The following is a 15,709-nucleotide window of genomic DNA, read 5'->3' as shown; positions in this document are numbered from 1 at the left end:
TGTACTAGAAAGGCAAACATGGATTTATTTGAGCTAAATAGACAAAGAGAATTAGAAAAATCGGCGCCCCTTGCTGATAGACTAAGGCCAAAAACTTTAGAAACCTACATTGGCCAAAAGCATCTAGTAGGCGATGGCAAAATAATTAGTCGTATGATAAAGGCTGATAGAATTTATTCAATGATTTTTTATGGGCCACCTGGGGTTGGTAAGACAACTCTAGCAAAAATTATTTCAGAAACAACTCACATGGCTTATGAAGAGTTATCTGCAGTTACTAGTGGGATAGCAGATGTAAAAAAGAAAATTGAGATAGCAAAAGATAATCTTAAATATGAAAATAAAAAAACTATCCTATTTATAGATGAGATTCATAGGTTTAATAAGTCTCAGCAAGACTATTTACTTCCTTTTGTAGAAGATTCTACAATTATTTTGATAGGAGCAACTACAGAAAATCCCTATTTTGAAGTGAATAAAGCCCTGATTTCTCGAATGTATGTTTTTGAGTTACAATCCCTATCTGATGATGAGCTTAATGATTTGATCAATTTGGCTCTTAGCAAGGATACTATTTTACAAAGCAAAAATGTATCTATAGATGATGAAGCTAGAAATACATTAATAAAATATTCAAATGGGGATAGCAGGGCTCTTTTAAATGCCTTAGAAATTGCTATATTTTCAGAAAATGAGAAAGATGGTAAAATAAATATAGGCAAGGATACAATCGAAAATTCTATTCAAAAAAAGATTGCTATCTATGACAAAAAGGGTGACAGGCACTATGATACTATCTCAGCTTTTATAAAGTCTATGAGAGGGTCAGATCCAGATGCCGCCCTATATTATTTGGCAAAAATGCTAGAATCTGGGGAAGATATAAAATTCATTGCTCGTCGTATGATTATTTTTGCAGCAGAAGATATTTCAAATGCAGACCCACAGGCTTTAATTCTTGCAACAAATACTTTTGATGCAGTAAATACAGTAGGTATGCCAGAAGCACGCATTATTTTAGCTCAAACTGTAACTTACTTGGCTCTAGCAGATAAAAGTAATTCAACTTATCTTGCTATAGATAAGGCTTTAAAATTTGTTAGAGAAAATAGGGATAAAGAAGTGCCAAATAAATTAAAAGATGCCCATTATCAAGGAAGTAAAAATTTAATCCATGAAGAGTATTTATACCCTCATTCTTATGGTGGATATGTAGAGCAAACTTACCTACCAGATGATTTCGTAGGAGAGAAATTTTACCAGGCCCTTGAGATAGGCTATGAAAAAGAACTAAATGAAAAACTTAAAAAAAGGAAGGATGGAACTAATGAAGATTAGAGAAATTTTAAAAGATGTTGATTCGTATGTGGACCAAGAAGTGGTTGTAAGCGGCTGGATAAGAAATTCTAGATTTGGAAAAAATGTAGGATTTATTGAGCTAAATGATGGTAGTACCTTTAAAAATCTCCAAGTTGTGGTTGGAGCTGACTACCCAGCTTATGATGAGCTTTCTCACCAATTTTTATCAGCTAGTTTAGAAGTAAAAGGTAAATTAGTTGCAACTGGTAATAACAAAACTCCATATGAAATCCAAGCAGAAGAAATAAAAGTTCTAGGTGAATCTTCAGATAAGTTTCCTATCCAAAAACAAAGACAAACTTTAGAGTTTATGAGAACTATTCCTCACCTTCGCCCAAGAACAAATACTTATAGAGCAGTATTTAAAGTAAGAAGTTCACTAGCATTTGCTCTTCACCAATTTTTCCAAGAACGTGGATTTTTATATGTAAACCCACCAATAGTAACAGGATTAGATGCAGAAGGTGCTGGAGAGATGTTTAATATAACAACAATTGATCCAAGTGATGCTCCAATTACAGAAGATGGAAGTGTAGATTACAATAAAGATTTCTTTGGTAAAAAATCTTATTTAACTGTTTCTGGACAATTAGAAGCAGAAGACTATGCACTAGCTTTTGGTGATGTATATACATTTGGACCTACATTTAGAGCAGAATTATCAAACACACCAAGACATGCCGCAGAGTTCTGGATGCTAGAACCAGAAATGGCCTTTGCAGATTATAATCAAGCCATGGATGTTGCAGAAGATATGATTAAATATGTAATTGATTACCTACTAGAAAATAACCCAGATGAAATGGAATTTTTTAATAGATTTATAGATGAAGGATTATTTGATCGACTTGAACAAGTTAGAAGCAAAGAGTTTGCCAGAGTAACTTATACAGAAGCAATAGAAAAGCTTAAAGCAAGCGGTCAAGATTTCGAATTCCCAGTAGAATGGGGCATGGACTTACAAACAGAACATGAGAGATACCTTTCAGAAGTAATAGTAAATGGTCCAGTATTTGTAACTGACTATCCAAAAGATATAAAAGCCTTCTATATGAAAAGAAATACTGATGGTAAGACAGTTGCAGCTTTCGATATGCTAGTGCCAGGAGTAGGTGAGCTAATCGGTGGATCTCAAAGGGAAGAAAACATCGATGAACTTCTAAAATCTTTTGAAGAAAATGGACTTAAAGAAGAAGATTACCAAAACTACTTAGATTTAAGAAGATTTGGTACAGTAGTACATTCAGGATTTGGACTAGGTTTTGAAAGAGCTGTTATGTATGTAACAGGAATGAAAAATATCCGCGATGTTGTATCTTATCCAAGATATGTAAACGCACTTTCAAGCCAAAATTAGGAGAGAATATGACAGAAAATTATTCAAATATACCAGAATATAATCCCAATGCTATCGAAAAAAAATGGCAAAAAATCTGGGATGAAGATAAAACCTTTCATAGCGAAATAGACCATAATAAAGAAAAATTTTATGGTCTTGTAGAGTTTCCTTATCCATCAGGACAAGGACTTCACGTTGGGCACCCAAGACCATATACTGCCTTAGATGTAGTTTCTAGAAAAAGAAGACTAGAAGGATATAATGTTCTTTTTCCAATGGGATGGGATGCTTTTGGTCTTCCAACAGAAAACTATGCTATAAAAAATAAAATCCACCCAGCAAAAGTAACTGAAGATAATATTGCAAACTTTAAAGCACAATTAAAATCAATTGGATTTTCTTTTGACTGGGATAGGGAAGTAAATACAACTGATCCGGACTATTACAAGTGGAGCCAATGGATTTTTATCCAACTATATAAGCATGGATTAGCTTATAAAAATGAAATGAGCGTAAACTGGTGCCCATCTTGTCAAGTAGGTCTTGCTAATGAAGAAGTTGTAGATGGAAAATGTGAAAGATGTGGTACTGAAGTAGTCCACAAAATGAAAAATCAATGGATGCTTAAAATTACAGAATACGCTGATAGACTAATCGATGATTTAGATGATGTTGATTACGAAGATAGGATAAAAGCTCAACAAATAAACTGGATTGGTAGATCAAAGGGAGCTAATGTTGACTTTAAAGTAAAAGATTTTGATTATAAATTAACAGTTTATACAACAAGGCCAGATACAATTTTTGGTGTATCCTACATGGTAATTTCACCAGAACATCCAATGCTTAATGAATTTAAAGAAAATATTAATAATTTTGATGAAGTTATATCTTATCAAGATGAAGCTCGTAAAAAATCTGATTTTGAAAGAGCTGAATTAAATAAAGATAAAACAGGTGTTATGCTTGATGGCATTAGCGCAATTAATCCATTATCCGGCAAGGAAATTCCTATCTGGGTTTCAGATTATGTTTTAATGACCTATGGTACTGGAGCTATAATGGCAGTACCAGCTCATGATAGTCGTGACTACGAATTTGCTAAAAAATTTGATATGCCGATTATTCCTGTTTATGAAACAGAAAATGAAGAAGAATTACCACTTACAGATATTAACAAAGGTATTTCTATAAATTCAGATTTCCTAAATGGATTAAACGCAACAGATGCTAAGAAAAAAGCTATAGAATATATAGAAGAAAATAATTTAGGTGAAGCTACAGAAAACTTTAAATTACGTGACTGGGTATTCTCACGCCAAAGATATTGGGGAGAACCAATTCCTATGATTTACTGTGAGGAGCACGGTTGGAATCCAGTAGATGAAAGTGAATTACCAATAAAATTACCAGAAGTAGAAACTTATGAACCAACAGCTACTGGCGAATCACCACTATCAGAAATTGATGAATTTGTTAATACAACTTGTCCAGTTTGTGGTGGACCTGCAAAAAGAGAAACAGATACCATGCCTCAATGGGCAGGTAGCTCTTGGTATTATTTAAGGTATATGGATCCTAATAATAAAGAAGCTATTGCAAGCAAAGAAGCTCTAGATTATTATAGCCCAGTTGATTGGTACAATGGGGGAATGGAACATACAACCCTTCACTTACTTTATTCAAGATTTTGGCATAAATTCCTATACGATATAGGAGTAGTACCTACTAAAGAACCATACCAAAAAAGAACTAGCCATGGTATGATTTTGGGTGAAGATCATCAAAAAATGAGTAAATCTCGTGGTAATGTGGTAAATCCAGATGATATTATTCGTGATTATGGAGCAGATACTTTAAGAACTTATGAAATGTTTATAGGTGATTTTGGATCAACTGCTATTTGGTCAGATGAAGGTGTACGTGGTTGTAGAAAATATCTAGAACGTGTATATAATATGCTAGAAATGGTAGAAGATGGTGAAGATTACAGCAAAGACCTTGAGGTAGCAATCCACCAAACCATCAAAAAAGTATCAGAAGATTACGAAAATCTTAAATTTAATACTGCAATAGCAAGTTTGATGTCACTTTCAAATGATATGAGATCGCTTGGTAAAATAACTAAAGCTGACTTTAAAACATATATCATCTTGCTTAACCCAGTTGCTCCACACTTAACAGAAGAGCTATGGGAACTAGCTGGCTTTGAAGGTAAATTAAATGAAGTAGCATGGCCAAGCTATGATGAAGATAAATTAGTGCTTGATGAATTTGAAATGCCTGTACAAGTAAATGGTAAGATGCGTGGTAAAGTTCTAATGGCTATGGATGCTAGCGAGGATGATGCAATAGCTGCCGCAAAATCAGATAATAATATCTCAAGCCACTTAGAAGGTAAAGAAATAAGAAAAATAATATATGTTCCAGGAAAAATTTTAAATATAGTAGTGGGATAATAAATTAGTAGGGCTTTTGTCCTACTTTTTTATATAAAATTTATTTTGATAATAATAATAAAATTTTGTTAATATTAAAAATATATGGGTAGATATGAAATACAGCATACAAATTAACGAAGAAAGGATATAGTTATGAGTAAAGTAAAATTAGCTATAGTTTTTTACTCCCAAACAGGAGTTAATTATAAAATGGCATCCATCGCCAAAGAAGAAGCAGAAAAAAATGGAGCAGAAGTTAGATTATTAAAAGTAAAAGAACTTAGAGATACATCAGTAGTTGAGCCTGATTCATTATGGGATAAGACAATCAAAGCTACAGAAGATTTAAAAATTGCAACACCAGAAGATTTAGTATGGGCAGATGCAATAATTTTCTCAACACCAACAAGATTTGGTAACGTATCTAGCCAAATGAAAGACTTCTTTGATTCCCTTGGAGGAGTATGGAGTGAGGGCAAACTTGTAAATAAATTTGTAACAGCATTTGCATCATCACAAAATCCAAATGGTGGTCAAGAACATACTATCCGTGCTATTTACACATCTGCTATGCACTGGGGAGCAATAGTTGTACCAACAGGTTATACAGATGATTCAATCTTTGCCCAAGGTGGAAATCCATATGGTGTTTCTGCAACTCAATCACCTGAAACTTACGAAATAAGTAATGATATAAAACCTGCTATAGAACATCAAACAAGAAGATTAATAGAGATTGCACAAAAATATATAAATGATTAATGATAATAAGCCTAGCATTTATTGCTAGGTTTTTTTTGTGCAATTAAGGTATAATTTTATAGTATAATTAAACATATTTATTTTTAAAGGAGGTTTTATGGATATATTTGACATATTAAATAGCAGATTATTATACATACTTGTAGCTATTGGTTTATTAATAATATTTTTAATCTGCCTAATGTTTTTTATGAGAGCAAAAAAACGTGCTAAAGAATTAGGTATAGAAGATGAAAAGATAAAAGCTACTATAAAAAGTTCATTGATTTTTTCAATAGTGCCATCTATTGCAGTTATTATTGGACTTATAACTCTTACACCACTTTTAGGTATACCTTGGCCATGGTTTAGGTTATCAGTTGTTGGGTCCCTACCTTATGAGCTAACAGCAGCTGATCTGGCTGTAAAGGGATTAGGTTATGCTGACCTTGCTTCATATCAGGGTTCTGCTGATATTTCTGCTATAGGTACCATAATGTTTACTATGACTATTGCTATCCTTGGGGGTATGATTTTTAATATATTTTTCTTAGAAAAATACCACAAAAAAGTTTCTGGTGTAGGAGCAAAACAATCACCATTTAGGGAACTGGCCCTATCAGTACTAACCTTTGGTATGGTTACTGTATTTTTCCCAGTAGAATTTTTAAAATCAAAAACTCATGCTGCTGTAGCTATCACATCAATTCTAGTTACAATTATTTTAGGAAAAATTTCAAAAAAATATGAAGTAAGTTGGTTATCTGATTTTATAATGAGTTTTGCACTTATAATTGGCATGGCTGCAGGTGTATTTTTTGAAGGAGTTTTATAATGAATAAAAATAGTTCATATATGGATAGGACTTATAAACTTGGAAGAATAGCAACTATAATATGTATTTTAATTATGTTTATTATTCCATCCATTATTTGTACAGCTTACAATATTTGGCCAAGTTTTGACTCAGTTATGGGTGCAGCAGGACCACTTTTAGCTATGTATATTCCGGTTGCTCTTGCTGAGCAATTATCAATGATACCTATAACCGGAAACTCAGCATATATAAATTCTATAATGGGAAATGTAACAAATATAAAGTTTCCAGCCTATCTTACAGCCCTTTCATCTATTAACCAAGACCCAGGATCTGAAGAAGCAGATGTAATGGGAATGATTGCAGTTTGTATTTCTGGAATGACAACTATGATTATTATATTAATTGGTCTTATACTCTTAGTGCCATTAAGTCCTATATTAACCTCTCCTGCAGTGAAAACTGCTACAAGTTATATAATGCCAGCCTTATTTGGATCAATGCTTGTAGGAATTCTTACTAATAAATCTGCAGGAAATTATGTAGCAGAAAATAAAGCACTAATAGGAATTATAGACCTGGTAGTAGTATTTTTAATAAATATTTTTATAACCAGTCTTGACGGAAAGCAAGGTTTTGCTATGGTGGGGATAATGCTATTATCAATATTTTTGGCATATATACTTTATAAGAAAGGAATTATAAGTCTTAGATCCAAGGAAAAATGAAATTAAATTTGTAAACTAAAAAATAAGGTGTATTATCTATAATGATACACCTTATTTTTTTAATAAGCTAATGATTAGAAAGTAATTTTTTATTTTACTTTTAATTTAAAATAATAGAAGGATTTATGAAAGAATTTTTAAAAAGAAATATATACAATATAATATCTCTAACGATTTTTATCTTATTTGCAAGTTTAGCTTACCTAGGATATAAGAAAGGTCTTTTTAATTCTATAGATAGTTTTAGAAATTATATTCTATCCTTTGGTAATTTAACTTTTTTAATATTTTTCCTATCCAATATTATTCAAGTAGTAGTACCAGGGGTACCAGGTGGGATAATACTTGCATTTGGTGTTATAACTTTTGGCCCTGTAAAAGGGTTTATCTATAATTATCTTTCTATCTGTGTAGGGTGCATGATAAACTTTTGGATATCTAGGACTTTTGGCCAACAGCTTGTTTTAAAAATATTTGGAGAAAAAACTTTTAATAAATACAAGGATAAAATTAAGGATGATACCTATGAGAAGTTTTTTGCAACAGCAATATTACTACCAGCAGCCCCTGATGATTTTTTATGCTATCTAACAGGCTTAAGTAATATGACTTTCAAAAAATATGTTAAAATAATTTTTCTTTGTAAGCCACCATCTATCTTAGCATATTCCATGGCTTGGTACTATGGTTTTGATTGGTTTATTAAGAAGATAAAGTAAGAAGAATTGACAAGATAAGTAATAGTATGTATTATTGTATTAGACTAGCGATACAGTAAAGAAGGTAATATGAAACAATTTTTAAAAAAGAATTTTTACAATATAATAGCAATAATAGTGCTTTTAATTTTGTCAGTTTTAGGGTATATTGGGTATAAAAGAGGTTTATTTAACTCTATAGATACTTTTAGAGATTTTATTTTATCCTATGGAGCCTTGGCAAATATTATTTTTATGCTAGTACAAATAACTCAAATTGTAGTGCCAATCATACCTGGTGGTCTTACTACGATATTTGGAGTCGTAATATTTGGTCCATTTTGGGGATTTATCTACAATTATATATCCATATGTATTGGATCAATGTTGGTATTTTTCATATCAAGAACCTTTGGAAAATCAATTGTGCTAAATTTTTTCGGTGAAGAAACTTTTGATAAATATAAACATAAAATAAAAGATAAGTCTTATGAGAAATTTTTTGCTTGGGCAATTTTACTTCCAGTAGCACCAGATGACTTCTTATGTTATCTAACTGGACTATCTGATATGAGTTTTAAGAAGTTTGCAACGATAATTCTTCTATGTAAGCCTCCATCCATATTTATTTATTCTATGGGATGGGCTATGGGATTAGAATGGATTGTAAATAAAATATAAAAAGCGATTAGAAAGTAAATCTAGTCGCTTTTTTTGTTGATATGCTTGTTTTTAAGAGATGATATCTCTACCAGCTACAAACTCTATTTCTAAATCATTACCAAAACTTTCACTATTTACAATTTTAAAACCGCGTATTTTAGCAGTATTATTAAAGCAAATCTCATTATTTATTAAGTCTCCTAGTGGAGGAATGGATGTGATGCCTTGATTATTTTCCACTTTTAAAGCTTTTTCTATTATAAAATTGACTTGATTTTCTATAAGAGTAGTATCTAGACTTTCAAAAAAATCTATAATTTTTATCACTGACCTATCAGCTTCTAAATTTAGCTTTAAATCTGCTGCATTATAGAAACTTTTAAAAACTAATTTAAAGATTATAAATGCCGTATTATAGGATAAATTTTTAAGACGATTTTTACTAGCTAGTTTTAAAGTGACTTCTGATTTATTTGGCTTACCTGAAACTGTATGTATGATGTTATCGCGTTTTTCTTCGATAGATACGATATCTAAATCGTCAATTTTACCACTATCTGATAAAAAGCCATTAGTTTTTGGCATAAAAATGGTACGATCTAAGATAATTTGTGTCTTATCCCCTTGAACACGTCTAGAAACTATATTTGCTTTTATTTCAGAAATTTCTGGATATTTTAAATAAATTTTCTGCATAGCTTGCCTTTCTATTTTAAAAACTATTTGTAAATCATATGATATAATATACCCGAGGTTTACGGCTATGAGAAAGAAAATTTTTATCGCTTTAATAGGGTTATTGGCAGGAATAGGATTATTTATCAGTTTTGAGACTATAAATCCAATATATATTTTATCTATAAGTGCCGTCATGGCATTGATTTTACTATTTATAGATAAAAAACTAATGGCGTTTCCCATAGCCCTTTCCATTGGTTTTTCTTTAAGTTTTTATAAACTTGATAGCTATAGGTTAATAGATAATTCAGATGAAAAATTAGAAATTACTATTACAGAAAAAAGAAAAGTGGATGATAGTTATAGGTACTTTGTAAAAGTTCGTGGAGCAAATATAAGCGAAAAATCTGTAATTTTTACAGAGGAAGATTTTCCTATTGGGCAAAAGTACTTGATAGATGGAGAGATTGCTCTTGCTAATAAAAATACTAATCCAAATTTGTTTAACTATAGAAATTATTTGATATCAAAGGGCATAGGATCAAATATTAAGATTAAGAGGATATATAAAGAGGGGCGTAGCTCATCAATTTTGCTCAACTTACGTAATAAATTTTATAATTATATTCATAGTATCTTTGAAAATAACTTGAATAAGAATAGTGCTAATTTTGTGATATCTGTAGTATTAGGCGAGAACCTTATTCAAAATGAAGATATAAAAGATTTAGGTCTTGCTCATATCTTAGCTGTTTCTGGTTTACATATAGATTTATTGATAGGCTTTATTTTATATGTTTTTAGCAAAATAAATCTTAATTATAGGTATGGTTATATAAGTGCTTTGACACTTGCTTTTTTATATGGGGCTTTGATTGGTTTTCCATATTCTATAGTTAGAGTGTTAATTATAAATCTAATAGGGTTTTTGGCATTTTTATATCAGTATCCTGAAGATAAGATAAAGTCCTTATTAATAGCAGCTCTTGTAATATTACTTTATAATCCCTTTGCAGTTTTAAATGCAGGCTTTGTTTTATCTTTTGTAGCAACTAGTGGAGTTTATCTTATTTATCCCAAACTTATGAAATATATTAATAAGCATTTACTAGCTGAAAGTATTGGATTTACTACTGCTATTCAAGCCACACTTTTACCCTTTACTGCTTATTATTATGGTAAAATAAATTTTATCAGTATACTTGCAAATTTTTTGATTGTTCCAGTTTTCACTTTAGCTATGTATATTATTTTTGCTATAATAATTTTTTATCCTATTTTAAGTTTTATAATGACACCTTTTTTTGTAATTATAAATTATCTACTGGAATCGATGCTAAATTTAACATTAATGCTAAATAGCTTCAAATTTTTAAATATAGAATTTATCCACCAGAATATATTAATTTCAATTTACCTGTACTTTTTAATATTGGTAATTGTCTATATTAAAAAGTCTAATAAGAAACTTATAAAAAATTTTTATATTATAAATATAGTAGTAGTCATGCTAAGCTTAGGCTATGAAAAGCTAAATCCAGAAACCAGTTTTTCTATGATAGATATAGGTCAAGGTGATACATTTTTAATAAATGATAGGGGTGACTATTATTTAATAGATGTAGGCGGTCCTAAATTTGATAATTATGATAGTGGAGAAAAAATTTTAGTCCCATATTTAAAGTCTATTGGAGTAAGAGATATAAAAGCTGTTTTTATTTCTCATGAGGATAGGGACCATAGTGGGAACATGGAGATATTAAATAAGAATTTTAATATTAAAAATGTCATCACAAGCCAAAATAATATAGGAAGCTTGGCAAAGTATCAGCCAAAAATTATCAAAAAAAATGATAAGATTAAACTTAAAAATGGATACATAGCTTGTGTTTTCGATGGAACAAAGGGGGAAGAAAATGCTGAGTCTATGGGTCTTTTAATAAATATAGAAGGAATAAAAATATTAAGTCTAGGTGACTTACCAAAAGAATACGAAGATACACTAGATATAAAGGCAGATATATTAAAAGTATCCCACCATGGATCAAAAACTTCTACATCCAAAGAGTTTGTAGGAAAAGTAAGTCCAAAGGCTGCTTTAATTTCTGCTGGTCGCAACAACCGTTACGGCCACCCTACAACAGAAGTTCTTGAAAACCTTGATGGGATAAAAATTTATAATACTCAAACGGATGGTATGGTTAAAATATATTTTGATAAAGATGTAAGAATAGAAAAATATTTGAAAGGAGGATTTTTTAGATGAATTTTAAAGAATTTATGAATCTATTAATAGATGATAAATTAAAGGGAGTATATTTATTTGACTCCAAGGAAGAGTTCTTAAATGACACAATTATTGAAGAAGTAAAAAATAAAGTAAGTGTCCCAGACTTTAACCTTATTGAAATAAAAGGTAGTAAAGATGTGGAAACTATAAAAAACTCCTATGAAACTTATCCGGTCATGGAAGATAAAAAATATATAATATGGAGAAATATAGATTTATCTAAAAATTCTATAAAAGAATATGAAAGCACTTTAAATGTACTGGTAGAAGATTTTAAAGAGTTCCCAGACTTTGCTACTCTTTTAATTTTCTCAGATAATCCACCCTTTAAGGGCAAATTTTATAAAGCAGTAAATAAAAATGGTACAGTTGTAGAAATAAATAGACTTAACCAAAGAGAGCTAAAATCATTTATTGGCAAAAGATTTGTAAGAAATGGCAAAAAAATTCAAAAATCTCTAGTAACAGAAATTGTAAATAGATTTTCTTATCTAAGTAAAGATAGTGAAATCGACCTTTATGAAGTAGTAAATGTGGTAGATAAGATAATAGCAAGTTCTGATAATAAGATAGTAAAAGCTCAGGATGTCTTTGACCAGTTAGATGAAGTTTTAAATATAAATATATTCAATCTAACAGATGCCATGAGTGCAAAAAATAGTAAGGATACTATCGATATTTATCTAAAAATGGCTAGAGCAAATGAAGATTTATTTATGATTTATCATATGGTTATTAGACAAATAAGAAATTTAATTGGTGTAAAAAGTCTTTATGTAAATGGTTATAATGATACCTTCATGATGAAAAATCTGGGAATAGGATCATATGAATTAAAAAAGATGAAGGGATTTTCTAGAAATTTTTCACTGACAGAATTATTTGCTATCCATAGTAGGATTTTTGACATGGAATATAGGCAAAAGTCAGTTGATTTTGATATGGAAATAGAATTATTACTCTTACTTAGAGAAATTTCTGCAAAATAAAATGAGCAATTATCAGTAGACATATGTGTGGATCCATTACTGATTATTGCTCATTTTTTATTAAGCGTTTTGTGCTTCATTGATTGCTTTTTGTAATCTAGAAGTTGTTTTCGCTACTTTATTTTTGTGGATAATGTTTTTAGCTTCAGCTTTTTTCATTTTTTTGTCAACATTTTTGAAAATTTCTTGTGCTTGATCAACATTACCAGCTTCGATAGCTTGATCAAATTTTTTGATGTATGTTTTGATTTCTGATTTTTTAGCTTTATTTCTTTCAGTATTTCTTTTTGCTACTTCAATTCTTTTTTGAGCTGATTTAATATTTGCCATTATTTCACCCTCTTTCTTAGTTAGTCTTTTTTGCTTGACTGATACATTTTACCATATAAACTACTTTCGTACAAGTTTTATTTAAAATCATAGGTAAAAAATTGGTAGTTTTTAACTTTTATATTATAATATAATAATGAATGAGAGGTAATGCAAATGACTAATGAAAATGAAAAAGAAAAGATAATAATAGAGCCAGAAGCAGGTAAGGGGCCTACTATTAAACCTAATCAAAAACCACCAAAAAATGATGATGAAGATGGCATCCTTGAATGGATAAAATCCATAGTGATTGCCTTAGCTATAGCTGCTTTAATTAAATGGCTATTTCTTGATGCCACTAGAGTTGACGGAAAATCAATGTTAAATACTCTTCATCATGATGATATGCTTTTTGTAAATAAAATTGGTAAGCATTTCCATGATTATGAAAGAGGAGATATAGTAATATTGAAAGCCCCAGATGCATATAATAAATTGTATGTAAAGAGAGTAGTTGGAGTTCCTGGCGATACTGTAACTTTAAAAGATGAAAAAGTTTATTTAAATGGCGAAGAGCTTAATGAACCATATACTTCTGTTGACTACACCTTACAAACAAGTGATACTTATGAATGGTATCTTTTAGATAACCAATATTTTGTAATGGGTGATAATAGATCAGAAGGAGCAAGTAACGATTCAAGAAATTATGGTCCAGTTGAAAAAGATGAAATAGTTGGACATGCATTTTTCAGATTTTACCCATTTAGCGATATGGGAAATATAGATAAGAATCCATACGGAGAAAGTAATTAGATGACACAAAAAAAAGATAATATAAGAAATTTTTCTATAATTGCCCACATAGACCACGGTAAAAGTACCCTAGCTGACAGGTTGATAGAAAAGTCTGAAGACCTATCACAAAGAGAAATGCAAAACCAAATGCTTGATGATATGGAGTTAGAGCGTGAACGTGGTATTACCATAAAATTAAAATCGATCAAAATCCACTATAAGGCAAGAGATGGAAAAATATATGATTTAAACTTAATAGATACACCTGGTCACGTTGACTTTAACTATGAAGTATCAAGATCCTTAAAGGCTTGTGAAGGTGCTATACTAGTTGTAGATTCTAGCCAAGGCGTGGAAGCACAAACATTGGCAAATACCTACCTTGCCCTAGACCAAGATCTAGAAATCCTTCCAGTTTTAAATAAAATTGACCTACCATCAGCTAGAGTTGATGAAGTCAAAAAAGAAATAGAAAATCAAATTGGCCTAGAAACTGATGGCATACCACTAGTTTCTGCAAAAACTGGTTTAAATATAGAAGATGTCTTAGAAGATATAGTAGAAAATATTCCAGCACCAGAAGGCCATGATGATAAACCACTAAAAGCACTTATATTTGACTCATATTATGATGCCTACCGTGGAGTAATTTGTTATGTAAGAATTTTTGAAGGTGTAGTAAGACCTGGCGATACTATAAAAATGATGAATACCGGTAAAACTTATGAAGTAAATACCGTAGGTTATACCATGAAAAATCGTATAGAGACAAAAGAATTACGTTCTGGAGATGTAGGTTTTATAGAAGCAAGTATAAAAGAGGTAAAAGATGCAAGGGTTGGGGATACTATTACCAATGCTGATCATCCAACAGATGCACCACTTTCTGGATATAAAGAAGTATTACCTATGGTTTATTCTGGTATATATCCAGCCGAGGGTGAAAGTTTTGATAAATTACGTGATGCTTTGGAAAAACTTCAAGTAAATGATGCTGCCCTAGTATTTGAACAAGAAAATTCCCAAGCTTTAGGTGTAGGTTTACGTGCAGGATTTTTAGGACTTCTTCACATGGACATCATCACCCAAAGGCTAGAACGCGAATATGATTTAAATATTATAGCAACAGCTCCATCAGTTATTTATAGGGTCAAATTAAAGGGTCAAGAGGATGAAATAGAAATCCAAAACCCAAATGATTTTCCAGATCCAGCTGTCATTGATTATATAGAAGAGCCTATGACAAGGGCAGAAATTATTACTCCTAGTGATTATATCGGACAAATAATGAGCCTAGCTCAAAATAGACGTGGTGAGCTAATAGACATGCATTATATTGATGAAACAAGGGTTTCTATAAAATATAAACTGCCACTAAATGAAGTTATTTACAACTTCTTTGATAGCTTAAAATCAAGAACCCGTGGCTATGCGTCATTAGATTATGAAGTAACTGGATATGCGCCAAGTGAACTAGTAAAACTAGAAATTCTAATTAACGATCAAATAGTAGATGCTCTTTCAATTATAGTTCATAAAGATAGTGCCTATGCTAGGGGTCGTGGTATAGTTGAAAAACTTAAAGATGAGATACCACGCCAACAATTTGCCGTACCTATCCAAGCCGCGATCGGTGGTAAGGTAATTGCACGCGAAACAGTAAGAGCTCTTAGAAAAGACGTTATTGCTAAATGTTACGGTGGAGATATTTCTCGTAAGAAAAAACTTCTCGAAAAACAAAAAGAAGGTAAGAAGCGTATGCGTCAATTAGGAAATGTAGAAGTTCCACAAGATGCATTCTTAGCTGTACTAAAATACGATGATGACCAAGCAAACTAAAAAAGGCGATTTAGTTA

The 15,709-nt window shown here is 31.0% G+C and carries 14 protein-coding genes; 12 read left to right on the top strand and 2 right to left on the bottom strand.

What is annotated here, in order from left to right:
- Positions 1-18: 18 nt before the first annotated feature.
- From AB9Q04_RS01405 to AB9Q04_RS01370, 8 genes are all read left to right on the top strand, one after another.
- Positions 19-1,338, top strand: a complete 1,320-nt coding sequence (locus AB9Q04_RS01405) for a replication-associated recombination protein A (protein WP_410023599.1) — start codon at positions 19-21, stop codon at positions 1,336-1,338.
- Positions 1,328-2,716, top strand: a complete 1,389-nt coding sequence (gene asnS, locus AB9Q04_RS01400; protein WP_410023598.1) for an asparagine--tRNA ligase — start codon at positions 1,328-1,330, stop codon at positions 2,714-2,716. The genes AB9Q04_RS01405 and asnS overlap by 11 nt, the downstream gene beginning before the upstream one ends.
- 29 nt (positions 2,717-2,745) lie before the next feature.
- Positions 2,746-5,157 (top strand): leucine--tRNA ligase, encoded by a 2,412-nt coding sequence (gene leuS / locus AB9Q04_RS01395; RefSeq protein WP_410023637.1) that lies wholly within the window; start codon positions 2,746-2,748, stop codon positions 5,155-5,157.
- Between the two features lie 135 nt (positions 5,158-5,292).
- Complete coding sequence (gene wrbA / locus AB9Q04_RS01390) at positions 5,293-5,901, top strand: NAD(P)H:quinone oxidoreductase (protein WP_410023597.1); 609 nt, start codon at positions 5,293-5,295, stop codon at positions 5,899-5,901.
- A gap of 97 nt (positions 5,902-5,998) precedes the next feature.
- Positions 5,999-6,715 carry a DUF5058 family protein gene (locus AB9Q04_RS01385; RefSeq protein WP_394011671.1) on the top strand — a complete coding sequence of 239 codons (717 nt, stop codon included), beginning with the start codon at positions 5,999-6,001 and terminating at the stop codon, positions 6,713-6,715.
- The gene (locus tag AB9Q04_RS01380; RefSeq protein WP_394011670.1) at positions 6,715-7,425 is read left to right on the top strand and encodes a DUF5518 domain-containing protein; all 711 of its coding nucleotides are present in this window, start codon (positions 6,715-6,717) and stop codon (positions 7,423-7,425) included. Before AB9Q04_RS01385 ends, AB9Q04_RS01380 begins: the two co-directional genes overlap by 1 nt.
- A 125-nt stretch (positions 7,426-7,550) precedes the next feature.
- Positions 7,551-8,144: a TVP38/TMEM64 family protein gene (locus AB9Q04_RS01375; protein WP_394011669.1), complete on the top strand. Its 594-nt coding sequence runs from the start codon at positions 7,551-7,553 to the stop codon at positions 8,142-8,144.
- Positions 8,145-8,213: 69 nt separating this feature from the next.
- Positions 8,214-8,804, top strand: coding sequence for a TVP38/TMEM64 family protein (locus AB9Q04_RS01370; RefSeq protein WP_394011668.1), 591 nt, complete (start codon positions 8,214-8,216; stop codon positions 8,802-8,804).
- 51 nt (positions 8,805-8,855) lie between these two features.
- Here AB9Q04_RS01370 and AB9Q04_RS01365 read toward each other — a convergent pair whose 3' ends face one another.
- Positions 8,856-9,482, bottom strand: coding sequence for an alanyl-tRNA editing protein (locus AB9Q04_RS01365; RefSeq protein WP_394011667.1), 627 nt, complete (start codon positions 9,480-9,482; stop codon positions 8,856-8,858).
- Positions 9,483-9,549: 67 nt separating this feature from the next.
- Between AB9Q04_RS01365 and AB9Q04_RS01360 the strand changes: the two genes are divergently transcribed.
- Together AB9Q04_RS01360 and holA are read left to right on the top strand one after the other, a co-directional pair.
- Positions 9,550-11,730 carry a DNA internalization-related competence protein ComEC/Rec2 gene (locus tag AB9Q04_RS01360; RefSeq protein WP_410023595.1) on the top strand — a complete coding sequence of 727 codons (2,181 nt, stop codon included), beginning with the start codon at positions 9,550-9,552 and terminating at the stop codon, positions 11,728-11,730.
- The gene (gene holA, locus AB9Q04_RS01355; RefSeq protein ID WP_410023594.1) at positions 11,727-12,743 is read left to right on the top strand and encodes a DNA polymerase III subunit delta; all 1,017 of its coding nucleotides are present in this window, start codon (positions 11,727-11,729) and stop codon (positions 12,741-12,743) included. The genes AB9Q04_RS01360 and holA overlap by 4 nt, the downstream gene beginning before the upstream one ends.
- 60 nt (positions 12,744-12,803) lie before the next feature.
- On the opposite strand, the gene rpsT is transcribed toward holA, so the two are convergent.
- Positions 12,804-13,073 (bottom strand): 30S ribosomal protein S20, encoded by a 270-nt coding sequence (rpsT, locus tag AB9Q04_RS01350; protein WP_410023593.1) that lies wholly within the window; start codon positions 13,071-13,073, stop codon positions 12,804-12,806.
- A gap of 150 nt (positions 13,074-13,223) precedes the next feature.
- On the opposite strand from rpsT, the gene lepB reads away from it, so the two are divergent.
- Positions 13,224-13,871 (top strand): signal peptidase I, encoded by a 648-nt coding sequence (gene lepB / locus AB9Q04_RS01345; RefSeq protein ID WP_410023592.1) that lies wholly within the window; start codon positions 13,224-13,226, stop codon positions 13,869-13,871.
- A complete protein-coding gene (lepA, locus tag AB9Q04_RS01340) occupies positions 13,872-15,692 on the top strand; it encodes a translation elongation factor 4 (RefSeq protein ID WP_410023591.1) in 1,821 nt (606 codons plus the stop codon). It abuts the gene before it with no gap.
- Positions 15,693-15,709 lie beyond the last annotated feature (17 nt).

Origin of the sequence: Anaerococcus groningensis (assembly GCF_046365465.1) — a bacterium.
Lineage (GTDB): Bacteria > Bacillota > Clostridia > Tissierellales > Peptoniphilaceae > Anaerococcus > Anaerococcus groningensis.
This window is presented reverse-complemented; position numbering and strand designations above follow the sequence as displayed.

Excerpts from the sequence above, each read along its gene's own strand:
- AB9Q04_RS01405 (WP_410023599.1), top strand. The coding sequence starts at position 19 with ATGGATTTATTTGAGCTAAATAGACAAAGAGAATTAGAAAAATCGGCG.
- asnS (WP_410023598.1), top strand. The coding sequence starts at position 1,328 with ATGAAGATTAGAGAAATTTTAAAAGATGTTGATTCGTATGTGGACCAA.
- wrbA (WP_410023597.1), top strand. The coding sequence starts at position 5,293 with ATGAGTAAAGTAAAATTAGCTATAGTTTTTTACTCCCAAACAGGAGTT.
- AB9Q04_RS01385 (WP_394011671.1), top strand. The coding sequence starts at position 5,999 with ATGGATATATTTGACATATTAAATAGCAGATTATTATACATACTTGTA.
- AB9Q04_RS01380 (WP_394011670.1), top strand. The coding sequence starts at position 6,715 with ATGAATAAAAATAGTTCATATATGGATAGGACTTATAAACTTGGAAGA.
- AB9Q04_RS01375 (WP_394011669.1), top strand. The coding sequence starts at position 7,551 with ATGAAAGAATTTTTAAAAAGAAATATATACAATATAATATCTCTAACG.
- AB9Q04_RS01370 (WP_394011668.1), top strand. The coding sequence starts at position 8,214 with ATGAAACAATTTTTAAAAAAGAATTTTTACAATATAATAGCAATAATA.
- AB9Q04_RS01365 (WP_394011667.1), bottom strand. The coding sequence starts at position 9,482 with ATGCAGAAAATTTATTTAAAATATCCAGAAATTTCTGAAATAAAAGCA.
- AB9Q04_RS01360 (WP_410023595.1), top strand. The coding sequence starts at position 9,550 with ATGAGAAAGAAAATTTTTATCGCTTTAATAGGGTTATTGGCAGGAATA.
- holA (WP_410023594.1), top strand. The coding sequence starts at position 11,727 with ATGAATTTTAAAGAATTTATGAATCTATTAATAGATGATAAATTAAAG.
- rpsT (WP_410023593.1), bottom strand. The coding sequence starts at position 13,073 with ATGGCAAATATTAAATCAGCTCAAAAAAGAATTGAAGTAGCAAAAAGA.
- lepB (WP_410023592.1), top strand. The coding sequence starts at position 13,224 with ATGCAAATGACTAATGAAAATGAAAAAGAAAAGATAATAATAGAGCCA.
- lepA (WP_410023591.1), top strand. The coding sequence starts at position 13,872 with ATGACACAAAAAAAAGATAATATAAGAAATTTTTCTATAATTGCCCAC.